Origin of the sequence: Pedobacter ginsengisoli (genome assembly GCF_002736205.1) — a bacterium.
Taxonomy (GTDB): Bacteria; Bacteroidota; Bacteroidia; order Sphingobacteriales; family Sphingobacteriaceae; genus Pedobacter; species Pedobacter ginsengisoli_A.
Genome location: NZ_CP024091.1, coordinates 5,004,576 through 5,028,020 on the forward strand (window position 1 = coordinate 5,004,576; position 23,445 = coordinate 5,028,020).

At 37.0% G+C, this 23,445-nt stretch carries 16 protein-coding genes; 11 read left to right on the forward strand and 5 right to left on the reverse strand.

What is annotated here, in order from left to right; translation table 11 throughout:
- The first annotated feature begins 21 nt into the window (after positions 1–21).
- Both CPT03_RS21060 and CPT03_RS21065 read left to right on the forward strand, forming a co-directional pair.
- Positions 22–993 carry a polyprenyl synthetase family protein gene (locus tag CPT03_RS21060; RefSeq protein WP_099440674.1) on the forward strand — a complete coding sequence of 324 codons (972 nt, stop codon included), beginning with the start codon at positions 22–24 and terminating at the stop codon, positions 991–993.
- 49 nt (positions 994–1,042) lie between these two features.
- Positions 1,043–2,485, forward strand: coding sequence for a M28 family peptidase (locus tag CPT03_RS21065; RefSeq protein ID WP_099441212.1), 1,443 nt, complete (start codon positions 1,043–1,045; stop codon positions 2,483–2,485).
- A gap of 11 nt (positions 2,486–2,496) precedes the next feature.
- On the opposite strand, the gene CPT03_RS21070 is transcribed toward CPT03_RS21065, so the two are convergent.
- Both CPT03_RS21070 and CPT03_RS21075 read right to left on the reverse strand, forming a co-directional pair.
- Positions 2,497–3,138 (reverse strand): DUF47 domain-containing protein, encoded by a 642-nt coding sequence (locus tag CPT03_RS21070; protein ID WP_099440675.1) that lies wholly within the window; start codon positions 3,136–3,138, stop codon positions 2,497–2,499.
- Between the two features lie 67 nt (positions 3,139–3,205).
- The gene (locus CPT03_RS21075; protein WP_099440676.1) at positions 3,206–3,970 is read right to left on the reverse strand and encodes a DeoR/GlpR family DNA-binding transcription regulator; all 765 of its coding nucleotides are present in this window, start codon (positions 3,968–3,970) and stop codon (positions 3,206–3,208) included.
- Positions 3,971–4,171: 201 nt separating this feature from the next.
- Here CPT03_RS21075 and CPT03_RS21080 point away from each other — a divergent pair, with 201 nt between their 5' ends.
- The 6 genes from CPT03_RS21080 (at position 4,172) to CPT03_RS21105 (ending at position 14,863) form a co-directional block, all read left to right on the forward strand.
- The gene (locus CPT03_RS21080) at positions 4,172–5,734 is read left to right on the forward strand and encodes a glycerol-3-phosphate dehydrogenase/oxidase (protein ID WP_099440677.1); all 1,563 of its coding nucleotides are present in this window, start codon (positions 4,172–4,174) and stop codon (positions 5,732–5,734) included.
- A 136-nt stretch (positions 5,735–5,870) separates the two neighbouring features.
- Complete coding sequence (locus CPT03_RS21085; RefSeq protein ID WP_245869912.1) at positions 5,871–9,137, forward strand: SusC/RagA family TonB-linked outer membrane protein; 3,267 nt, start codon at positions 5,871–5,873, stop codon at positions 9,135–9,137.
- A 53-nt stretch (positions 9,138–9,190) separates the two neighbouring features.
- Positions 9,191–10,648, forward strand: coding sequence for a SusD/RagB family nutrient-binding outer membrane lipoprotein (locus CPT03_RS21090; RefSeq protein ID WP_099440679.1), 1,458 nt, complete (start codon positions 9,191–9,193; stop codon positions 10,646–10,648).
- Between the two features lie 58 nt (positions 10,649–10,706).
- Positions 10,707–12,119: a calcineurin-like phosphoesterase C-terminal domain-containing protein gene (locus CPT03_RS21095; RefSeq protein WP_099440680.1), complete on the forward strand. Its 1,413-nt coding sequence runs from the start codon at positions 10,707–10,709 to the stop codon at positions 12,117–12,119.
- 22 nt (positions 12,120–12,141) lie between these two features.
- On the forward strand, positions 12,142–13,686 hold the full coding sequence (locus tag CPT03_RS23195) for a glycerophosphodiester phosphodiesterase family protein (protein ID WP_245869913.1): 1,545 nt from the start codon (positions 12,142–12,144) through the stop codon (positions 13,684–13,686).
- 211 nt (positions 13,687–13,897) lie between these two features.
- On the forward strand, positions 13,898–14,863 hold the full coding sequence (locus tag CPT03_RS21105) for an acetyl-CoA carboxylase carboxyltransferase subunit alpha (RefSeq protein WP_099440681.1): 966 nt from the start codon (positions 13,898–13,900) through the stop codon (positions 14,861–14,863).
- Between the two features lie 334 nt (positions 14,864–15,197).
- On the opposite strand, the gene CPT03_RS21110 is transcribed toward CPT03_RS21105, so the two are convergent.
- On the reverse strand, positions 15,198–18,224 hold the full coding sequence (locus CPT03_RS21110; protein WP_099440682.1) for a DUF2723 domain-containing protein: 3,027 nt from the start codon (positions 18,222–18,224) through the stop codon (positions 15,198–15,200).
- 534 nt (positions 18,225–18,758) lie between these two features.
- Between CPT03_RS21110 and CPT03_RS21120 the strand changes: the two genes are divergently transcribed.
- The 3 genes from CPT03_RS21120 (at position 18,759) to pth (ending at position 21,012) form a co-directional block, all read left to right on the forward strand.
- Positions 18,759–19,700, forward strand: coding sequence for a ribose-phosphate pyrophosphokinase (locus CPT03_RS21120; RefSeq protein ID WP_099440683.1), 942 nt, complete (start codon positions 18,759–18,761; stop codon positions 19,698–19,700).
- Positions 19,701–19,761: 61 nt separating this feature from the next.
- Complete coding sequence (locus tag CPT03_RS21125) at positions 19,762–20,340, forward strand: 50S ribosomal protein L25/general stress protein Ctc (RefSeq protein ID WP_099440684.1); 579 nt, start codon at positions 19,762–19,764, stop codon at positions 20,338–20,340.
- A gap of 111 nt (positions 20,341–20,451) precedes the next feature.
- Complete coding sequence (pth, locus tag CPT03_RS21130; RefSeq protein WP_099440685.1) at positions 20,452–21,012, forward strand: aminoacyl-tRNA hydrolase; 561 nt, start codon at positions 20,452–20,454, stop codon at positions 21,010–21,012.
- Here pth and CPT03_RS21135 read toward each other — a convergent pair.
- Both CPT03_RS21135 and CPT03_RS21140 read right to left on the reverse strand, forming a co-directional pair.
- A complete protein-coding gene (locus tag CPT03_RS21135) occupies positions 21,002–22,594 on the reverse strand; it encodes a response regulator (protein WP_099440686.1) in 1,593 nt (530 codons plus the stop codon). The genes pth and CPT03_RS21135 overlap by 11 nt on opposite strands.
- A gap of 26 nt (positions 22,595–22,620) precedes the next feature.
- A complete protein-coding gene (locus CPT03_RS21140) occupies positions 22,621–23,445 on the reverse strand; it encodes a CheR family methyltransferase (protein ID WP_099440687.1) in 825 nt (274 codons plus the stop codon).

Consider the following 23,445-nt stretch of genomic DNA (forward strand, 5'->3'; position numbering starts at 1 on the left):
GCACACACATTTTTTACCTGAATGCCTGGAATAGATCAGATAAAATTACCAATAGCAAAAGATATTGATGCCTTTGAAGAAAAATTCAAAGCCTCGATGCATAGCGATGCCCCATTGTTAGATCGTATTACCCATTATATTGTAAAAAGAAAGGGTAAGCAAATCCGTCCGATGTTTGTTTTTTTTGCTGCAAAGCTATGTGGCGGTATTATTGAATCAACACATCGTGGTGCTGCTTTGGTAGAGTTACTACATACTGCTACGCTTGTTCATGATGATGTGGTTGATAATGCTTATGAAAGAAGAGGGTTCTTTTCTATTAATGCATTATGGAAAAATAAGATAGCTGTTTTAGTGGGTGATTATTTGCTTGCTAAAGGTTTACTGTTATCAGTAAATAATAATGAGTTCCGATTACTTCAGATCGTTTCGGAGGCGGTAAAACAGATGAGTGAAGGTGAGCTGCTGCAAATTGAGAAGGTAAGGCGGATGGATATTAGTGAGACCTTGTATTTTGATGTTATCAGGCAGAAGACGGCATCGCTAATTGCTTCATGCTGTGCATGTGGGGCTGCATCTGCTGGTGCCGATGATGAAACGATAGAGAAGATGAGGTTGTTTGGTGAGAAGGTAGGAATCGCTTTTCAGATTAAGGATGATACTTTTGATTTTGGAACTGATGATGTTGGAAAACCGTTAGGGATAGATATTAAGGAGAAAAAAGTTACACTACCTTTAATTTATGCCCTAAACCGGGCCGAAAAAGCAGAGAAAAAAAGGATCGTAAGTCTTGTAAAAAACCATCAGGATGACCCTGTGAAAATACAGGAGATTATTGATTTTGTAAACGCAAAAGATGGCGTACATTATGCCAATCAGAAAATGATACAGTATCAGCAGGAAGCTTTTGATATTCTGCATAGCTTTGAGCCGGGCGAAGCAAGAACCGGACTGGAACAACTGGTAAGATATACTACCGAACGGAAAAAATAATATTCGTTTTTATCTGTTATCATATAATCAGAAACTATAAAATATGTTTATGAGGATTTTTCTTTTTTTATTTATTTTTTGCACGATTAAAGTTCAGGCACAAGATGATTTCAGTGCTGCTTTTAAAAAAATTAATACTGAAGTACAGACAGGATCTAAAGCATATGTTAATTTAAAGAACGTGACCGAATCAATTGGTCATAGGTTAACAGGATCTGCCAATGGTGCAAAAGCAGAAGAGTATGCATTTAAGTTACTTAGATCGTATGGTTATGATGTTAAATTTCAGCCTTTTGAAGTGGAAAGCTGGAGTAGGTTGACTAATGAGACCAGGATTGGTGATTCGGAAGATAGCCTGGCTAAAATTACCTCGGTAACGCTTGCGCATTCTCCTGTAAAGGCAAATGTAAAGGCAGAGTTAGTAGACTTAGGTAATGGGCTTGAAAATGATTATAAGCTGGATTCGGGAAAGGTAAAGGGAAAAATAGCATTGGTGTTTTTGGGGGTTCTTCCAGGGTCACCTGAGGGTACTCCTGCGTTACATCGTTCAGAAAAAACAGCAATAGCTACAAAATACGGTGCCGCAGGCATAATTATTATTAACGGGGTAAAAGGTGGTGTGCTGCTTACCGGCACTGCATCAGTAACAGGAAAATTAATTCCGATACCGGCTGTTTGTATTGGCCTGGAAAATGGAATGCTAATTAAGGAAAAGTTAAAGACCAGGAAGCAGTTTGCAAGTTTAAATATGACAAATTTCTCGGGTCTGATTAAAGCAAGGAATGTAATTGCCACCACGAAAGGTACAGATACACTAGGTGATAAAATTGTTGTAGGAGGACATTTGGATAGTTGGGATTTGGCAACGGGAGCAATTGATAATGGTATCGGATCGTTTGCAGTAATAGATATGGCAAGAACCTATAAGGCATTGAATCTTGAAAATAAAAGGACAATTGAGTTTGTGCTATTTATGGGAGAGGAACAAGGTTTATTAGGCTCAAAAGCTTATGTAGAGGTGGCAAAGCATTTAAATGCTCTGGATCAGATTAAGTTTATGTTAAACTATGACATGACTAATGACCCTAAGGGTTTTTCGACAAGCAGGGCTGAGATGAAGGATCTGTTTGGTATATGGGGCAGTCAGATAGCTAAAATAGATACCGGGTTTAAAAATATATTCTATTCTGGAGCTTGGTTGCATAGTGATCATCAACCTTTTATGTTACAGGGAATTCCAATTGGCGGAGGAACTGGTGGGGATTTACCAAATAACTCGGGCCCATTCTATCATTCTGATGGAGATGTTTTTAAATTGGTTGACGAGCAGGGACTGAAAAATACGGTGCGCTTTAGTACTATGCTTGTGTATGGGCTTGCAAATACCCCTGCTTTACCGGTTAAAAGACAAGGCGACGATGAGCTGAAAGAGTTTTTAAAACAGAATAATCTTGAAGTTCCTTTGAAGATTGCGGGTGAATGGAGATGGTAGAACGAGGTTGATCAAGAGTTTTTTACCAGTATAGCTTCCAGGGCATTGGCTGCATCGTCACACCTGTCGGTAGCCATTTCTAATGTCTGCAGAAGTTCTTTCTGTTTAATAAGTTCGATTGGATTTAATTCGGTTTTAAAGAGACCGGCAACGGCATGATTACATAGTTTATCTGCTTTGCTTTCACCTTTGTATATTCTGAGACAAACATCAGATATAACGGTTTTATTTTTGAAACTCCTAAGCTCCTTAAGTGCACTATCCAGATCTTTACACATTTCTGTGAGTAAGTTTGCTAGCTTGATCATGGTTTTATCGAGCTGAAGGATGTTATACATTTCAATGCTGATAGCTGCGGCCCTTATATAATCGGAAATATCGTAAACCGCACTAATAAGGGTATGGATATCTTCCCGGCTAAAGGGGGTGATGATACTTTTGCTTAATCCAAGGAAAACTGCATGTCTTATTTTATTTACATTACGTTCCAGCTGCTCTATCTTTTTTATATGTTTATTTCTCTGATCGAGATCATTTGTGCTTAGGGCAAGTAATAACGTTTCGGATATGCTGATCAGATTTTTTCCAGATTGTTCAAATAGAGGCTGGAATTTTTTGTCGGGCGGAATGAAAAATTTGAGGACGTTGTTCATATGACGGATGTATATAGTAAATGTACATCAGCTATATTAACCTATTGTGAACTTTAAATTAGATATTTTAAATTATAGATATTTTTATTCCCATACTCTCAAGATGTTTTACTGTATGTTCGGAAATACCGCTGTCGGTAATGATATGGTCTACTTCTTCGATACCGCATATTCTGCCGAAACCACGTTTGCCAAATTTAGTTGAATCGGCCAGGACAATTATTTTTTGAGATGAATCTATCATTTGTCGGTTTAGGTGGGCTTCAAAGGCATTTGTTGTGGTGAGGCCAAATTCAAGGTCTATTCCATCTACCCCTAAAAATAGTTTGCTGCAAAATACATTTCCCAATACATTGTCTGAATAGGGGCCGGTAACAGATGATGAGCTTTTTCTTAGCAATCCGCCTAGCTGAATTACTTCTATGTTAGAATGGTGTACAAGTTCAAGGGCAACATTTAATGCCGATGTAATTACTGTTAAAGCTCCTTTTGGCTTAATACATCTTGCCAGTGCCAGAACAGTAGTTCCGGATGCTATAATGATAGAATCATTGTCTTCTATCAGTTCTGCAGCAAGGGTTCCAATTCTTACTTTTTCTGCAGATTGAAGGTGTTCTTTTTCATTAACAGGCTTGTCTACTGTGTACGGATTGTTTAAAGTTGCCCCTCCATGTGTTCTAAACAGCAGGTTTTTATCTTCGAGGAGTTTCAGATCCTTCCGTATTGTAACAGATGAAACGTCGAGTTCTTTGCACAGGCTTTGAACATCGAGCGATCCGTTAACCTGAATCTTATTTAAAATATATTGGTGTCTTTCCGCAATGTTAATCATTAGAGCTAAAATATTAAGATCTATTAATATAATGATATTTTTCAACTGTAAAGTTAGCGAAGCAATAAGAATTGTTGTTTAAATTTTTTAATGATTTTGTTTTTATTATATAATAATTATGTTTAGTTTCGTTTTATTGCTTTTATTGTTGTAAACGAAAGTTTATGAAATAATAATGGCTTAAAATGGTAAATAAACGAAATGATATTTAATAGAACAGCATTTATTGAACGGATTGATAAGAAAAGTGATTGGGATGTTATAATTATAGGTGGAGGCGCAACGGGATTAGGTACAGCTGTGGATGCTGCATCCCGAGGGTATAGCACTCTGCTTTTGGAACAGTCTGATTTTGCAAAGGGGACTTCGAGCAGAAGTACGAAGCTTGTTCATGGAGGAGTAAGGTACTTGGCTCAGGGTGATATTGCTCTGGTTTATGAGGCTTTGCATGAGCGTGGATTGTTGCTTAAAAACGCAGCGCATTTGGTGAAGGATCAGGATTTTATTATACCGTGCTATTCGTGGTTTTCCAAATACAAGTATTTAATAGGGCTAAAATTTTATGATTTACTGGCTGGGAAAAGTGGGTTTAAAAAATCGTCTTTTTTATCTGTTGATAAGGTTTTACAAGCAATTCCAGGTTTAAAACGTGATGGATTGATTGGTGGGATTAGTTATAGCGATGGTCAATTTGATGATGCGAGGTTAGCATTAAACTTAGCTCAGACTACTGCAGAGTATGGTGGTGTAACGCTTAATTATATGAAGGTGACCGGCCTTAATAAAGAAGGAGGACAGGTTAATGGTGTTTCGTTTACTGATCTGGAGAGCGGGAAATTGTATTCGTTAAAAGCGAAGGTGGTTGTGAATGCTACAGGCGTATTTGTGGATGAGATTTTAAAGATGGATTTGCCTTCTGGCAAGCAAATAGTGCGGCCAAGTCAAGGTGCGCATGTGGTACTTGATAAGTCGTTTTTACAAGGTAATAGTGCCTTAATGATTCCAAAAACGTCCGATGGGCGAGTTCTGTTTGCTGTTCCATGGCATGGAAAAGTACTTGTGGGCACAACAGATACTCCACTAGATGAGCACAGTTTGGAGCCAAAACCATTGGATGAGGAGATTGATTTTATATTAAGTACGGCAGGTAAATATTTAACTAAAGTACCATCGCGATCTGATGTGCTGGCAACATTCGCCGGTCTACGCCCGTTAGCCGCGCCCGGTAAAGATACCAATAGCACTAAAGAGATTTCAAGAAGTCATAAGCTGTTAACCAGCAAGTCAGGACTCATTACCATAACCGGTGGTAAATGGACTACTTATCGCAGAATGGCTATGGATGTGGTGGACAAGGCTATTGAACTTGGTAAGTTGCCTGCTGCCAGTTGTATTACTGAAAACGTTAAGATTCATGGATATACTCCAGGGATAGATGAAAGCCCGCTGGGGATTTATGGTGCAGATGCACAAGGAATAAGAAGGTTGATGGTTGAGGAGCCTGAATTGAATGCTTCTGTATACCCGGGCTATGATTATTTAAAGGCAGAGGTGGTTTGGATGGTAAGGAATGAGATGGCCCGCTCCATAGAAGATGTGCTTTCTCGTAGAATGCGATTGTTGTTTCTTGACGCAAAAGGAGCTTTATTGCTTGCTCCGGAGGTAGCGAGTATGATGGCTGATGAATTGGAGAAGGATGCTAAATGGGTAGAAAGCCAGATTGAAGAATTCAAAAACCTGGTGAAACAATATTTATTGAGCTAGTGTGATGGGCGTGAACTTAATATAGTGTTAATATTAACTTAAAACTACAACTGGCATCTTTGCAGCAAAAAGAAAAAAACGAAATGAAACGAAATGTTGCAAAAAAAGAAAAGAAAACCAAATAACAAACCCAAGTATGATGAATAAAACTTTTACAAATCAAATGCGATTACGAAAAGTTTCAAAGTGTGTGCTTTTTGCATTCTTTGTTACTTTTATGAATCCGCTTCAAATGCTTGCAGCTGCGCCTATTGCAGTTTCGGGCAAAATGTCTCAGCAGGAGACTATCACAGTTAAAGGAAAGGTAAAGGATGCTGCCGATGGCCAGTTGATGCCAGGGGTAACAATAACTGATAATCAAAAGAAAGTTCTGGGTGTTACGAATGGAGAAGGAGCTTTTACTATAACGGTTAATAAAGGTACTGAAGTGTCTTTTAATATGCTTGGGTATGTTGCTGCTAAAATGATTTTCTCTGAAAATCAGTCAAATGTAGAGGTTAAATTGGCTTCTTCAAGCAGTGAACTTAATGAAGTTGTTGTTACCGCATTGGGTATAAAACGTGAGGCTAATTCTTTAGGTTTTGGAGCCACAAAAATTGGAGGTAAGGAAATTTCAGATGCTCCTTCTAATAACTGGTCTGACGCTTTGAAAGGAAAAGTTCCGGGTTTAACGCTTACACAAACTGGTTCCGGGCCTATAAATAGCACCAGAATAAATTTGAGAGGGGATAGATCTTTAAGTGGAAATAATGAGGCATTAATAGTTGTAGACGGAGTTCCGTTAATAACCCGAGCTGCAAGTTCCGGTGTTAATGATGCTTACGGAGCAGGTTCATCTGGTGCGGATAAAGATATTCCGGTAGATTTTGGAAATGGAATTTCGGATATAAATCCTGACGACATAGAATCTATAACTGTATTAAAAGGAGCTGCTGCTGCGGCACTTTACGGAAGTAGGGCTCAAAATGGCGCTTTTATTATCACTACAAAATCAGGAAGCAAAAGAGACAAGGGAATTGGTGTTACTGTTAACTCAAACAGTAGTTTTAACGATGTGTTGCGCTGGCCAGATTATCAATATGAGTATGGGCAAGGTAACTTGAACAAGAATAAGGCAGGAGAGCTTTATTATTCTTATTCAGCTTCGGCGGATGGACCAAACACGGGATCGACATCAAGTGCGTGGGGGCCTAAATTTGATGGCCAAAGTTATTTTCAATATGATCCGAATGTAGAAGGACAAGGTGCTACAAGAACTCCGTGGGTTCCTTATAAGGATAATATTAAAGGATTTTGGAGGACAGGATATACATTGCAAAATAGCGTGGCACTAGATGGTGGTACGGATGTGTTTACCGCAAGGGCATCAATTACACATACTAAGAATGAGTGGATAATGCCTAATACGGGTTTTGAAAGAATTGTCGGGTCATTAAATACGAGTTTGCAACTTTCAAAGAAGCTTAAGCTGAATGGTAAATTTAACTATACAAATAAAACCAGTGATAATTTGCCTGGTACAGGATATAATGGGCAGTCTATTGCTTACTTTATGATTTTTCAAAATCCAAACGTTGACCTCAATTGGTATGCTCCAAGATGGAAAAAAGGTCAGGAGCAATTGAAACAGATTCACCCATATAGTTCTTTTATTGAGAATCCTTTTCTGATTGCCAATGAGATGACAAACAGTTTGAATAGCACTAATCTTGATGGGAATTTACAGGGAGTTTATACTTTTAATGACAGGTGGGAATTAATGTTTAGATCGGGCATTAACATGCGTGTAGATGCAAGAGAACAGCGCCGGACTTTTGATACAGCTAATTTCCCGCTAGGGTACTATAAGCAGCAAGATGTTAATTTCATGGAGTCCAATACGGATGCATTGTTAAGTTATAACAATGAGATTTTGCCAAAATTAGAGTTTCGGGCCTCTATTGGAGGAAATTTGATGAACAGGGACGAGAAACAAATTAATTCAATTGCAAGAGGGTTACTGCTTCCAGGTGTGTACAAACTTTCAAATGCTTTAACTTCAGCAGTTGCGGAAAATGGTATATATAAGAGAAAAACGCATAGTGTTTTTGGATTAATGAACTTCTCGTGGGATAAAAAGATTTATCTGGATATTACAGGCCGCAATGACTGGTCTTCTACTTTGCCTGAAAATAATAATTCTTATTTCTACCCTTCAGTAAGTTCAAGTTATATTCTGAGTGAGATTTTTAAATTGCCAGAAGTGATTTCATTTGCAAAACTTAGGCTTTCATGGGCTCAGATAGGATCTGATACTGAACCATACAGAACTATTAAATATTACGGAGTTTCGGCATTCCCTGGTTCTTCGGAAGCTCCGAGCACTTTGCAAAATGCAGATCTTAAACCTGAAATGTCAAGATCATGGGAAACTGGAGCTAACATATCTTTATTTAAGAACCGTATAAATGCCGATGTGAACTTGTATTTAACAAATACTACAAATCAGGTATTATCTGTTCCTTTAGATATAACTACCGGATTTAGCAGTGCCTTTATAAATGGTGGAAAAATTAGGAATAAAGGTATTGAAGTAATGCTGAGTGGAAAGCCTGTTGCCACAACGGATTTTACGTGGACATCAACAGTTACCTGGGCAAAGAATAAGAATACAATTCTGGAATTAAGTAAAGATGTACTTGCTTCGCAACAGGTTATTGCACAGAGTGGTGCTGGTGCAGCGTCGATAATTGCCACAGTTGGAGGTTCTACAGGTGATTTGTGGGGTTATGGATTGGTAAGAAACGATAAAGGCCAGGTTATTTTTGATAAAGCTACAGGCCTTGCAACCCGCCCTAGCGATATACAAAAAATTGGGAATGCTTATGCAGACTGGAGAGGTGGATTTCAGAATGAATTCAGATATAAAGATTTTACACTTAGCGTGCTAATTGATGGACAATATGGAGGGATAGTTTATTCGCAAACGCATCATAAAATGACAGAGCAAGGTAAATTAAAACATACTTTGGTGGGTCGTGAAGAAGGTGGGGTTATAGGTGATGGTGTTGTACAAAATGCTGATGGAACTTTTTCTCCGAATACTACAAGAGTACCGGTTAACACATGGTATGCTGATTATTATCGTCGCGCAAATTTGGAAACCAATAGCTTTGATGCATCATTTTTAAAGTTAAGGGAGGCTCGTATTGAATATCGCTTGCCTAAATCAGTGATAAATAGATTAAAGGTATCGGGAATTACGGTGGCACTTTACGGAAGAGACCTTGCGATGATTTCGAAGTTCCCTGCTTTTGATCCTGAAACGGCTGCGTTGAACGGATCAACCATTATGCCGGGTGTGGAAATGGGCCAATTGCCAAGTACAAGGACCTTTGGATTAAATCTTCGCCTGCAACTGTAATTGGTTTCAGATAAAATATTGATAATAAGGCTTTGGCCAAAAAAGAAATAAAGATGAAAAAAAAGATAATCGCCATTTTTACCTTAGTTAGTCTGATGGCAGCCTCTTCATGTACTAAAAACTTTGAAGAACTAAATGTTGATCCTAACCGAATAGATAAAGTAACGCCGGGAAGTTTAATTACTCCAACCATTTATGGAATGAGTACTTATTTTACAGTTAGGAGTTATGATTTTACCTGGCAACTGATGCAGGTAGGAATCCCGAATCCAAGCGTTGCTCTTGGAATACACCGTTATGACGTTCAGGAAGGTGCCGGAAACGGAACCTGGAACAATTGTTACAAATATTTACGGAATGTTAGAGAGATGGAGGCTGCATCAGTAACATATAATCAGCCGGCTTATAAAGCTGTGGCCATTACCTTGCGTGCTTACATTACAGGGATTTTGACCGATAGTTTTGGTGATATTCCGTTTTCGGAAGCATTGCAGGCAGAAGATAAGATCACACAACCTAAGTTTGACACTCAGGAAGAAATTTATACTTCTTTAATAAAACAATTAGAGGAGGCAAATACCATTTATAGTGGAACTGAGGTGATGTCAGGAAATGATCTCTTGTATAATAACGTAAAAGCCAACTGGCGTAAGTTTAATAACTCACTTTTGATGCGCATGATCTTGCGTCTTTCAAAAAAAGCTGAGTTTAAGAGTTATGAGAAATTGGCGGCAATAATTGCTGATCCTGTTAAATACCCCGTATTTACTAGCAATACTGAGGCAGCAATTGTAAAAGTTAACGGTGTAGCACCTTATGATTATGCATGGGGCCGCCGTCAGGACTATGTTAACTTTACCGCTATGGGCTCATTCTTTGTTGATATGTTGAATGACCTGGAAGATCCAAGAAGAGCTTTATTTATGACAAAGGCTTCAAGAATTGTAAACGATAAATCAGAAAGTATAGGATATAAGGGATTTACTGCAGGTCACTCTGGTGATATTACTCAATTTGATTTTAATCCAAGTACTCCAAATGGCGATTTGATGTATCCAAGTGCTGTAGGGACATTTATTAATGAAATTATAATGAGTTATGCTGAGGTAGAATTTATTAAAGCTGAGGTTGCATTGAAAACCGGTGATTTGGCTGCGGCAAAAGTTGCGTATGAAAAGGGAGTTACGGCCGCAGTAACCCAATGGCCAAATGGTGTAATGCCTGCAAATTATTTTGTAAACCAAAAGGCTGCTTTTAATGGGACATTTGAGCAGATTATGAACCAAAAATATCTAGCCTTATTCTTTTGTGATTATCAGCAATGGTTTGAATATCGCAGAACCGGCTTCCCTGTTTTGCCTAAAACGGAATTTATGCTTCATAATGGAGAAATGCCAACCCGTTTTATGTACCATAATGATGTACGCAGATTTAATCCTGCTAATTATAAAATCGCAGCTGATCGTATTGGAGGCGATAATGTGATGACCAAAGTATGGTGGGAAAAGTAATTTGACCAAGAAAGGCTTGCAGTTAGTTTCTGCAAGCTTTTTTTAGATTTAAATAAGAATGAATAGAAGATCATTTATACAAAGTTTTGGCTTATTTACAGGGGCCGCATTTATTAGTTTACAAACCAAAGGTTATGGTAACCTGAAGAGAGGTGATACCATTAAAGGTAAGGTAATAGCAAACAGAAAAGGTGTGGCAGGGGTAGCTATTTCTGACGGATTCTCTGTAGTAATTACAAATTCAAAAGGCGAGTATATAATAAATCCACATCAAAATGCTATTCAAATATTTATGTCGACACCTTCAGGCTATGAATTTAAAACAACTCATAATATAGCAGAACAGTATGAAATGCTTGGAAGTAGGAATCAATATGATTTTGAGCTGATACGTTTAAAAAAGAATGATGACAAGCATAATTTTATTGTATGGGCTGACCCGCAGGTAAAGAACAAAAAGGATGTTCAGCAAATGATGGAGACAGCTGTTCCTGATGTTAAGAAGGAGATTGCAACTATGGGGTCTGATGCTTTGGTTCATGGTATTTGTGTGGGTGATATAGTTTGGGATAATCATGCGCTTTTTCCGGACTATAATGCCGCAGTAGCTCAGATGGGGATTCCATTTTTCCAGGCATTAGGGAATCATGATATGGACTACAGGCAAGGTGGAGATGATACTTCTGACAAGACCTTTAAAGAAGTATATGGGCCAACATATTATTCTTTTAATCGCGGAAAGGCGCATTATGTGGTTCTTGATGATGTAAGATATCTGGGTAGTGAAAGACTATATGATGGCTATATAACTGAAAACCAGTTGGAGTGGTTGGCGAAGGATTTGCAGTATGTTGATAAGGGTAAACTGATCATAATTTGTCTTCATATACCTGTTCATAATGCAGTTAAAAATAATGAAGCACTTTATGCCACTTTGGAAGGGTTTGAGAATGTACACATTATGTCGGGGCATACCCATTATAATACTAACGTAATCAAAAATGGAGTTTACGAGCATAATCACGGAACAGTGTGCGGTGCCTGGTGGACAGGGCCAATATGTGAGGATGGAACGCCAAGGGGCTACGGTGTTTATGAGGTAGATGGAACAAAAATGAAATGGTATTACAAATCTACAGGATTGGATAGGACAAAACAGTTGAACATTTACGTAGATAAGCTAAGTGACCAACAAAGGCTTGTGGCAAATGTTTGGAATTGGGATCCGGAATGGAAAGTAGAATATGCCATTGATGATAAGCCTATGGGGGCACTTGAACAATTAAAGGGGTATGACCCATTGGCTGTTGAATTATACAAAGGCGATGACCTGCCAATAGGAAGAACTTTTGCTGAGCCTAGAAAAACGGAACATTTGTTTATTGCTCATTTTAATGCCTCAATAAAAAAAGTTGAAGTGAATGTGACGGATCGTTTTGGAAATAAGTATACAGCTGTTGCTGAATCATAAAACGCATTAAACAATTATAAGAATGAAGAAACTGATAATTTTAGGAGTTGGGATTTTATTATGCCTATACGCTTGTAAAACAAGTAAAAATAATGCTTTCAATTATAATTCAGGGTTTCCGTTGTTTAGTACTGAAGCGCATAGAGGGGGGAGAGGATTAATGCCGGAGAATACAATTATTGCTATGCGTAATGCAATAGATATTGGAGTAACTACTTTGGAAATGGACACCCATATCACTAAAGATGGTAGAGTTGTGGTTACACATGATGATTATTTAAGCCCGGGGTTTATGTTAACTCCTGATGGCAAAGATATCCCAGTTGGAGATTCAAAAAGATATGCGGTTTATCAAATGAATTACGACGTATTAAAAACGTTTGATTTGGGGTCAAAAATTAACACAGGGTTTCCTGATCAAAAGAAGGTTAAATCCTACATCCCACTTTTGGCCGATTTAATAGATTCTGTTCAGCAATATTCAAAAGGTAAAAAACAGATGTTCTATAATATTGAAACTAAATGCAGCGTGGCAGGTGATAATATTTTGAATCCTGAACCAGAAAAATTCGTAGAGCTATTAATGGGTGTAATAGAAAGTAAAGGTATAACCCCTTATGTAGTTATTCAATCTTTTGACAAAAGAACACTACAAATCCTCAATAAGAAGTACCCAAAAGTAAAGACATCTTTTCTGGTAGATAATAAGAAAGATGTTGAACAGAATTTAACAGACCTTGGTTTTAATCCTTTTATAATAAGTCCGGCTTTTAAAATGGTTGATGAAGCCATGGTGAAAAAGAGCCACGAAAAGCATATCAAGGTAATCCCTTGGACAGTAAATACAAAGGTGGATATCAATAGACTAAAAAAGATGGGGGTTGATGGAATTATTTCTGACTATCCGAATTTGTTTGCAGACTCCTTTCCTATCAAGTCATCTACTGGACAGAGTATGGCCTGGGATAGTACCTACAGACCTGCTAAATATAAGGAGTTGATAGAAAAGTTTAATGCGGATAAGAAATCTGAGAAGGACTTCGTGTTTTTGGGCAATAGTATAACGGCTGGAGGTAACTGGGCTAAGTTGCTTGATTTGCCGAATGCAAAAAATAGAGGTATCTCTGGTGATATTACATTTGGTGTTTTAGAGCGGTTAAATGGAGTAATATCAGGGAAGCCTGCTAAAGTATTTATTTTGATAGGGATTAATGATATTTCGAGAAATATTCCTGATAGTATTATTCTTAGAAATTATAAAACGATAATCAGCAGAATTCGTAAAGGATCAAAAAGAACCAGGATTTACTTTTATACTCTTTTGCCGGTAAATAGTGAGTTTAATAAGTTTAAAAATCATTATGCCAAGGATGAGCATATTTTATGGCTAAATGAACAGATAAGGAATTTTAAAGACAAACAGCTTACAATAATTGATCTATATCCGCAGTTTATTGATGGAGCAAATCACCTCAGGGCAGATTTAACCAAAGATGGCCTGCACCTGAATGATGCAGGATATAAGATATGGTGCGATTTTCTTAAAAATGAGGGTTATGTGAAATAGAAACTAGGAAAATAGTTATTGCGAGTTTAGATTTTCATCTATACTTACTGTGAATTAGTGAATCTTGATAGTTTTTGATTACAGATCCAAAGGTAATTAAGCACATAGGAACAGATTTGTAAAGATTATTTAGGCGATGAATATGTTTTGGCTTTTACAATAAAAAGGAGTTGAACAGGTAAAATAAAATACCTACTTTTACAGCCCGCTTATGGAACAGATAAAAACATCATTTGATTTTGAAAAACCTTTAGCTGAGCTTGTTCAGCAAATAGAGAAGGTTAAACAGGTTGCTGATAAGACAAAAGTAGACATGTCTGCCACCTTAGCAGAGCTTGAAGAAAAATTGGAGCAAACACAGAAAACTCTTTACACCCACTTAACTGGCTGGCAAAAAGTTCAAATGTCTCGTCATCCTGAAAGACCTCAGACTTTAGATTACATTAGCATGATTTGCGATGACTTTATTGAGATGCATGGCGATAGAACGGTAGGGGATGATAAAGCTATTATTGGAGGTTTTGCTACTATTGATGGCCAAACAGTAATGGTTATTGGGCATCAGAAAGGAAAGAATACTAAAGAACGTCAATACCGTAATTTCGGTATGGCTAATCCTGAAGGATATAGAAAAGCCCTTCGTTTAATGAGGCTGGCTGAAAAATTTAATAAACCTGTAATTTCTTTTATAGATACTATGGGAGCATATCCAGGACTGGAAGCTGAAGAGCGTGGTCAGGGGGAAGCGATTGCCAGAAACTTATTGGAAATGTCTGTATTAAAGGTGCCGATTCTTTGCTTTGTAGTTGGTGAAGGTGCTTCTGGTGGTGCCTTGGGTATTGGTATTGGAGATAAGGTATACATGTTGGAGCATACTTGGTATTCAGTAATTTCACCTGAGTCTTGTTCTTCAATTCTATGGAGAAGCTGGGACTATAAAGAAAAAGCAGCTGAATGTTTAAAGCTGACTTCTGACGACATGTTCAAAAACAAACTCATTGACGGTATTATAAAAGAACCTCTTGGTGGTGCTCATCAAAATCCTGAAGAAATGGCAGGGACAATTAAAAAACAAATCCTGGATGATTTGAAAGTACTTACTAAGGAAAAAACAGAGAAAATGATTGCTGCCAGAATTGATAAATTCTGTGAAATGGGAGTTGTTGTAGAGGGATAAGCTCGCATTCTGTTCATCGGCTGCATTAAATTGGCTCAGAAAAAGAGCCAAATGAACGCTAGGCCGGTTCACAGAAAACTCGCTTCCTACAACTTAAAATATCTAGAGTTAAAATCATAATAACAGAAAAAGGCCCCGAAATTTTATCGGGGCCTTTTTCTGTTGTACTTATATATCTTTTGACCTGCCGTTTGGCTAATTAATTCGGCCTTTTTTTCTCGCTTTTGTTTTTATTTGCTAAGAAGCGAGTTTTCTGTGAACCGGCCTAGCGTTCATTTGGCTCTTTTTCTGAGCCAATTTAATGCAGCCGATGAACAGAATGCGAGCTTACCTATTATTGCTGTGCAAAATACTGCGAAAACCGTCCTTCTAACTCATTGAACTGTTTGGTCAAACTCTGACTTAATTTCGTTTCCTTATGAGACTCAGTTATTTTAGCCATTTGATTTAAGAACGACATGCCTAGTTGTACATTCTGCCCACCAATAAATTTGTTTTTACTCTTAGATACATCAGCAAGATAAGTGAGTTCTTTTTGTATGTAATCTGCAGATTTTTCAATTAGAGTATTAGCTCTTTTGTTGTCATTTAATGTGTACAGGTTTTCAGCCATAAAATAGGCTCCCATCATAGAACGCATGCCATAGAACTTATCAGGCATTACCTCAAAATAACGGTTTGCAACTTTTTTAGCATCTTCAATTTTTCCTTCTTTAACAAGGCCTGTAATTGCATTGTTAAACATGCTTGTAAAAATAGAGATGTCATCCGCAGATTGTGTGTCAAGGTAGCTGGCATTCTTTACATTACCCCATTTGAATTTATTCATCAGGTTATTGTATAGAACAGGAGTGTTTACCAGGTCACTTTTTCCGGCAGCACTATCTAATTTTAAAGGCATTAAACGTATTGCCAGTCCTTCATTATATAAATAATTGTCTAAGCCATTGTATTGCTCAGAAGGAACCGTGCTTGCAAAATAAATTGGTCTTTTCCAGTTGTTGTGCACAAGGATGTCAAACATTGCTAAAGTACCTTTAGTAACATAATTCTTATTAAATTTCCACTCAATAGCAGGAACAATTTTGGCAGAATCTGCAGCACTAACTACTCCGTTTTTGATAACATCAGCGCGGTTAACTGTAAGTTTGAAGTTTTTAGTTGGAATAAAATTCTCTTTTGAACCATCATTTAAAGCAAGTTTATCTTCATCATTATCCGAAGTTAATACCTCAAAAATCTTACTTAGTTCAATTGAACCCGCAATTTTATAATCCTGATAGTACATTACATCTCTATTGCCTTGAACGTATTGAGATTCTTTCATGCTTATCGGCAATGGCTCAGATTCATTTTGCTTACGCTTCATGCCATTTATATACCAATCGGTATCAAATAAACTAAGGTTAACCAAACGAATATCTGGTCTTACGTTTTCAACTTCTTGTATATACCAAAGCGGATAGGTGTCATTATCTCCATAGGTAAATAGAATTGCATTTGGTGCGCAAGATTCTAAATAATCAACTGCTATATCGTGAGCTACAAGCTTTGAAGAACGATCATGATCATCCCAGCCTTGTGCAGCCATGATTACGGGAGCCGCAAATAATCCGGCAACCGTTGCCAGAACTGCTCCGGTAGCTGGGGAAACCTTCTTGAATAGCCATTCCTTTAAAGCCAATGCCCCCAGTCCAATCCATATTGCAAAAGCATAAAAAGACCCGGCATAGGCATAGTCCCGCTCTCTTGGCTCCATAGGTTTTTGATTAAGATATAATACAATTGCGATACCAGTAAAGAAAAAAAGTAACGCTACTATACCTGCATCTTTTTGATTACGTTGGAAATGCCATATAGCACCTAATAAACCTAGTATGAGTGGTAAAAAGAAGAATCTATTGTATGCACTATTATCAACAATAGTTGGAGGTAAATGACTTTGATCGCCTAAGCGAGCGGCGTCAATAGGTTTAATTCCGCTTAGCCATTGACCTTCGTATAAACTTCCCTGTCCCTGATCGTCATTTTGACGCCCCACAAAGTTCCACATAAAGTATCTCATGTACATCTGGCCTGTCTGATAGCCAAAAAAGAATCCAATATTATCAATAAGGTTAGGAAAATGGGAATCATCAAAGCCCATCATATCTTTATAATAACCTACATGTCGTGGATCATCACTATACATTCTTGGGAAAAGAGTAGTTTTATCGTATTCATAATCAGTTTTTCTTCCTGCTACTTCGTACTTGTCCGCACCTTTCCTGTAAAGGGTCTTGCCTTGTTTAATATCAACCTTTTGTGAGTTGTAGTTAGGTCCAAAAAGCAATGGCCTATCACCGTATTGCTCCCTGTTAAGGTACCCTAAAAACGAGAAGGCATTATCAGGGTCACTATTGTTAAGGTTAGGGTCAGCTTTTGCACGAATAATGATCATCGCGAATGATCCGTATCCAAATATTATTAATACCGTAGATAATAGTGCCAGGTTTAGAATTTTCTTTTGATGCTTTATAGAATATCTTATGCCCCACACAAGGCCTCCTATTAATAGTATTGCAAAGAAAATAACCCCAGATCCAAATCCAAGACCTAGTGTGTTCACGAAGAACAAATCAAAATAAGCCCCAAATGAAACCAGATATTGGATAATTCCGTACTGGATAAAGGCTAAAATTAGAATACCAACTAGTCCGGTCTTTACAATGCCTGCGGTTGTTGCCTTTTTAGTTTTCTTAAAATAGTAAACGAAAGCAATAGCAGGTATGGTTAATAAGTTTAATAAGTGTATACCTATTGAAAGCCCCATAATGTAAGCTATAAATAATAACCATCTATCAGCACGAGGCTCATCAGCATGAGCTTCCCATTTTAATATGGCCCAAAAAACTATAGCAGTAAATAACGAAGATAAAGCATATACCTCAGATTCAACTGCCGAAAACCAGAAGCTATCAGAGAAAGTATAAGCAAGAGCCCCTACAATACCAGCTCCCATGATAGAGATTAGGTTAGCTTTAGATATTTCTTCTTTATCTTTTACTAGAATCTTTTTTGCAAGAGCAGTAATTGTCCAGAACAAAAATAAAATAGTAGCACCACTTGCAACTGCTGATCCAACATTCATGAAATATGCTACTTTAGTAGCATCACCCAAAGCTAATAAAGAGAAAAAGCGTTGGATCATTAAAAATAAAGGCGCTCCAGGTTGATGTACCACCTGCATTTTTAGAGCTGAGGCTATGAATTCACCGCAATCCCAAAAGCTAACTGAGGGCTCTAGCGTTAAAATGTAGGTTAAGGTAGCAATGGCAAAACAAAACCAACCGGTAATGTTATTGATTTTTGAATAATTCATTTCGTTATCAAGTAGTTACTAATGTAAAGGCAATTAATTGCGTCCGAAAATAAAGAATAAGATTGATAATCGTATAATCTAAAGCTGTGTTTAACAAATTTAACATTCTTATTTTAGGTAAATATTTCATGTAATACACTTTAAGTTACACCTGAAAATAGCTTTGTAGATTGGTTTGAATAGTATTATTGAAGCACTTTTAAAATTAAGTAGCAATGCCGAAAAATAAATTATAAAATTTTATGAGATTAACTGATTGATTTATTGGCAGTAATAAGTATGGAGAACTGTCTGATGCGATTTTTTTTATATTTTTTTTATTTGCCCCTTGCAAAATTGAAAAATGTGCGTAGATTTGCATTCCATTTCAAAGGAACCTTTTTGATGGAAGATTGTCCGATAGTATAAGGGTAGTACAACGGTTTTTGGTACCGTTTGTCTTGGTTCGAATCCAGGTCGGACAACTAAACAATATTCGGATTGTGAATTAAACACAATCCGATTTTTTTTAACCAATATTGAAACTTTTCAATAATGCCATTGCAATTTAACCCCGTTAAGCTTTTTGCCGGATCCGGCACTAAAGATTTAGCACATAAAATTGCCGAAAGTTACGGCAAGCCTCTTGGGAGTGTAACCTTAAGTAAGTTTAGCGATGGTGAGTTTCAGCCTTCATACGATGAAACAGTAAGAGGATGTGACGTATTTCTAATCCAGTCCACCTATCAGCCTTCCGATAATTTAATGGAATTGTTATTAATGATTGATGCTGCAAAAAGAGCATCAGCACATTATATAACTGCGGTAGTACCTTACTATGGATTAGCAAGGCAAGATAGAAAAGATAAACCAAGGGTTGCAATAGGTGCTAAATTAGTAGCAAATCTTTTAAAATCGGCGGGTATCCATAGAATCATGACCATGGACTTACATGCAGCTCAGATTCAGGGATTTTTTGATATTCCGGTTGATCACCTTGATGGTTCTGTTATTTTTGTTCCTTACATAAAAAGTTTAGGACTTGAAAATTTAACCATAGCCTCACCAGATATGGGTGGTTCTTACCGTGCACGTACCTTTGCTAAGTTCTTTAACGCTGAGGTAGTGATTTGCGATAAGCGCCGTAAACGTGCTAATGAAATAGAATCAATGTCTATAATTGGAGACGTAGTAGGCTTAGATGTTGTACTTATAGATGATATTTGCGATACTGCAGGTACATTAGCTAAAGCTGCAGCTTTAATTATGGAAAAGGGCGCAAAAAGTGTAAGAGCAGTTTGTACACATCCTGTATTATCTGGTAAAGCATATGAAACTGTTGAAAATTCAATGTTAACAGAATTGATCGTAACAGATACAATTCCTTTAAAGCAGGTTAGCCCAAAAATAAGGGTACTTTCAACAGCTCCGTTATTTGCAAAGGCAATTGCCAATGTAAATGAGCATGGATCAATCAGTGATCTTTTTAACGTTTAGTATTTAATAATTATATAATAACGAAACCGCTAAGGTTTCAAAACATTTAAACAACAAGAAAATGAAAACAATCGCAATTAGCGGTTCTCCAAGAGAGAACGTAGGGAAACGCGATGCTAAAGAGCTTCGCTATGAAGGTAAAGTTCCTGCAGTATTGTATGGTGGTAAAGAACAAGCACATTTTGCTGTAGTAACAACTGAATTAAAAGATGCTATTTATACGCCAGAAGCTAACTTTGTTGAGATTACCTTAGGTGGTAAAAAAATCAAAGCTATTATCAAAGAATTACAATTTCACCCATTAACTGATTTATTACTACACGTAGATTTTCTTCAGTTATTTGATGAAAAAGAAATCCTTATGGAAATCCCTGTTAAATTAACCGGAACTTCTCCAGGTGTTAAAATGGGTGGTAAACTAGTTCAAAAATTACGTAAACTTCGCGTTAAAGCATTGCCTAAAAACATGCCACAAACTGTTGAAGTAAGTATTGCGAAATTAGAGGTTGGTAACCTATTCCGTGTTCGTGACCTTCAAAAAGGTGAATACGTTATTACTAACACTCCTGAAGATACTATCGTTTCTGTAGGTATGTCAAGAGCATTAAAGCAAGCAGAACAAGAAGCTAATAAGAAATAATTCGAACTAGCTAAGTATAAAAAAAGCAGCATTAAGATAATTAATGCTGCTTTTTTTATGAAAATCGAATAACTAAAAATGGATGTCGTGTAAACCATTATCTTTGCAGTAATGAAGTACTTAATAGTCGGTCTGGGTAATATAGGGCCTGAATATGCTTACACCAGGCATAATATAGGATTTAACATAGCAGATGAGCTGGTGAAACAACTAGGTGGTTCTTTTTCAAATTTGCGTCTTGCTTATTATTCCGAGGTTTCATTTAAAGGAAAAAAGCTACACGTAATAAAACCCACCACTTTTATGAATTTAAGTGGTAAGGCCGTAAATTATTGGATGCAGGAGCTACGTATTCCCTTAGAAAACGTTTTGGTTATCGTTGATGATCTTGCACTACCACTTGGTAAACTACGGTTAAAAATGCAGGGTAGCAGTGCCGGACACAACGGGTTAAGAAGCATTGAAGGCTTGTGTGGAGGTCAGGGTTATCCTCGTCTGCGTTTTGGAATTGGTGATGATTTTCCCAAAGGCAGACAAGCCGATTATGTTCTTTCGAACTTTGATAAAGACGAACAACCTGAATTACCAGCACTGATAGATACCAGCGTAGAATTAATTAAAAGCTTTGTAACTATTGGTCCTGCAAAAACTATGACTGCTTTTAATAAGTAACCTTAGTATACTTGGTTATTTTCTCATGTAAAGTTACAAGTTCAAAGGGCTTACTTATTACGTCATTTGCCCCGGCATCCATAGCTGTTTTGGTATCTGTTTCCATAACTGCTGCAGAGAATGTAATAATCGGGATATTTTCTTTTCCTTTAGCATAACCTTCTCTAATCATTCTTATTGCATCAAGCCCATTTAAAACAGGCATAAAGGTATCCATTAGAATAAGGTCATAGTGGTTTTCTTTTAGCTTATTAATTGCATCTTTACCATTTTCAACAACATCTGTATCAATCATCCAATCCTTTAATATTTTTACAATAAGAAACTTATTGATTGGATTATCCTCTGCTACAAGAATTTTAACATTCTTAAATGGGGTGAAATTCTCTTTAGTCATTTTCTGGGTCGTTGCTGTCTCCTTTACAATTTCATACCAATTTGTAAAACTGAAAGTGCTTCCTTTGTTTTCTTCACTTGATACTTCCAGATGCCCGCCTTTAAGCTTGGCAAGGTTTTTTACTATAGATAAACCAAGGCCAGTACCACCAAACTTTACAGTAGTTTGCTCATCTGCCTGTTCAAATGTCTCAAATATTTTCTCAATATTTTCCGGGGCTATTCCTATTCCAGTGTCGCTTACAGAAAATTTAACCTTAATATTATTTCCTTTATTATCAAGAATATCTACCCTTAATGTAACACTACCTTGCGAAGTAAACTTAATTGCATTCCCAATCAAATTCATTAAAATCTGGTTTAAACGCAATGAATCAGCAAGAACATGAGTTGGCAGTGCAGAGTCTAATTCTAATTCTAAGGCTAGTTTTTTCTCTTTTGCTCTAATCCTTAAAAGGTTAATGACCGACTTGCATACACTTACTATATCTGTGGGAGCTCTGTTAATTTTGAATTTACCAGCTTCAATTTTTGATAGATCCAGTATATCATTAATAACCCCCAGCAATGAACTTGAAGAAATTTCAAGTAATGAGATCATCTCCTTTTGTTCGTCGTTTAAATCAGTTCGCTCTAAGAGATGGGCAATGCCAATAATTCCATTTATAGGCGTTCTGATTTCATGACTCATGTTGGCAAGAAAATTTTCTTTTATCCTTTTGCCTTGTTCAGCTTCTTCTTTAGCTTTTATTAGCTCCCTCTGATAAGCCTCTAGCTCTCTGTTTTTAGCCTGGAGTTCGCGCTGGCTCCTTACAAATTGTATAAACGAGTCAACTTTAGCAGAAGTAATAAACGGATCTAGCGGTTTATATAAATAGTCAATGGCACCAGTATTTAATCCTTTTACAGCATATTTTGTTTCTTTCGAAATTGCGGTTACAAATATGATAAGTATGTCTTTCGTGCGAGGATTACTTTTCAGTATTTCTACAAGTTCAAAACCGTCCATTTCTGGCATTTGAACATCAACTAAAGCTATTGCAATGTCCATTTCCCAGGAAATCCTAAGTGCTTCGTTCGGATTTGTGGTACTGATTAAATTAATGTCGTTTCTTTGTAATAGTGCCTCAAGCGCTATTATATTTTCAGGTCTGTCATCAACAATCAATATATTAATCTTCTCCATGGTTTATCTTTGTCTGAATGTTAATGTTAACCTATTTTCTGGTAGATGTTGTTTTTTTTGTCTATTGTTTTGAACCTGCCTATTTCTGTACTCCTTAATGTCTCTTTTGATCCTAAACATAAAAACCCAAAATTAGCTAAACTATTGTAAAATAGTTCAATTACTCTTTTTTGTAAATCGGTATTGAAATAGATTAGCACATTGCGGCATGATATAACCTGAAATTCATTAAACACTCCATCCGAGGCTAGGTTATGAACAGAGAACAATACATTTTTCTTTAAAGAATGATTAATCTTGGCAGCATCATACTTTGCTGTATAATAATCAGATAGTGTATGTATTGTGCCCGTTTTATGGAAATTTTCGGAATATAGCTTCATCTTTTGCAAATCATATATTCCATTGCGGGCATATTCCAAAACGTCCACATTGATGTCTGTCCCATAAAAAAAACATCTTTCATAAAGGCTTTCTTCAGAGAAAAGTATAGCATACGAATAAAGTTCTTCTCCTGTCGAACAACCTGCATTCCAAACTTTTATCCGTTGGTATGACTTTAAATAGGGGATTATATTGGTAGCAACAGACTTATAGAATTGCGGATCTCTAAACATTTCAGTCACATTTACTGTAACCTCAACTAAAAAAGTTTCAAAGTAATCCGGGTCATTTGTTAATAGTGTACGTAAATCAAATAGTGAGAGCCTTTGTAACTGCATAATTCTGGTCACCCTCCTTTTTAAAGACGCGGCCGAATAATCTCCAAAGTCAAAACCATGCACATTCCTGATGAAATCTACCAGATCTTTTAGCTGCTCGTATGTTATTGTATCTGCCGATTGATTCAT

Coding starts and splice junctions, on each gene's coding strand:
- CPT03_RS21060 (WP_099440674.1), top strand. CDS start 22: ATGCCTGGAATAGATCAGATAAAATTACCAATAGCAAAAGATATTGAT.
- CPT03_RS21065 (WP_099441212.1), top strand. CDS start 1,043: ATGAGGATTTTTCTTTTTTTATTTATTTTTTGCACGATTAAAGTTCAG.
- CPT03_RS21070 (WP_099440675.1), bottom strand. CDS start 3,138: ATGAACAACGTCCTCAAATTTTTCATTCCGCCCGACAAAAAATTCCAG.
- CPT03_RS21075 (WP_099440676.1), bottom strand. CDS start 3,970: ATGATTAACATTGCGGAAAGACACCAATATATTTTAAATAAGATTCAG.
- CPT03_RS21080 (WP_099440677.1), top strand. CDS start 4,172: ATGATATTTAATAGAACAGCATTTATTGAACGGATTGATAAGAAAAGT.
- CPT03_RS21085 (WP_245869912.1), top strand. CDS start 5,871: ATGATGAATAAAACTTTTACAAATCAAATGCGATTACGAAAAGTTTCA.
- CPT03_RS21090 (WP_099440679.1), top strand. CDS start 9,191: ATGAAAAAAAAGATAATCGCCATTTTTACCTTAGTTAGTCTGATGGCA.
- CPT03_RS21095 (WP_099440680.1), top strand. CDS start 10,707: ATGAATAGAAGATCATTTATACAAAGTTTTGGCTTATTTACAGGGGCC.
- CPT03_RS23195 (WP_245869913.1), top strand. CDS start 12,142: ATGAAGAAACTGATAATTTTAGGAGTTGGGATTTTATTATGCCTATAC.
- CPT03_RS21105 (WP_099440681.1), top strand. CDS start 13,898: ATGGAACAGATAAAAACATCATTTGATTTTGAAAAACCTTTAGCTGAG.
- CPT03_RS21110 (WP_099440682.1), bottom strand. CDS start 18,224: ATGAATTATTCAAAAATCAATAACATTACCGGTTGGTTTTGTTTTGCC.
- CPT03_RS21120 (WP_099440683.1), top strand. CDS start 18,759: ATGCCATTGCAATTTAACCCCGTTAAGCTTTTTGCCGGATCCGGCACT.
- CPT03_RS21125 (WP_099440684.1), top strand. CDS start 19,762: ATGAAAACAATCGCAATTAGCGGTTCTCCAAGAGAGAACGTAGGGAAA.
- pth (WP_099440685.1), top strand. CDS start 20,452: ATGAAGTACTTAATAGTCGGTCTGGGTAATATAGGGCCTGAATATGCT.
- CPT03_RS21135 (WP_099440686.1), bottom strand. CDS start 22,594: ATGGAGAAGATTAATATATTGATTGTTGATGACAGACCTGAAAATATA.
- CPT03_RS21140 (WP_099440687.1), bottom strand. CDS start 23,445: ATGAATCAATCGGCAGATACAATAACATACGAGCAGCTAAAAGATCTG.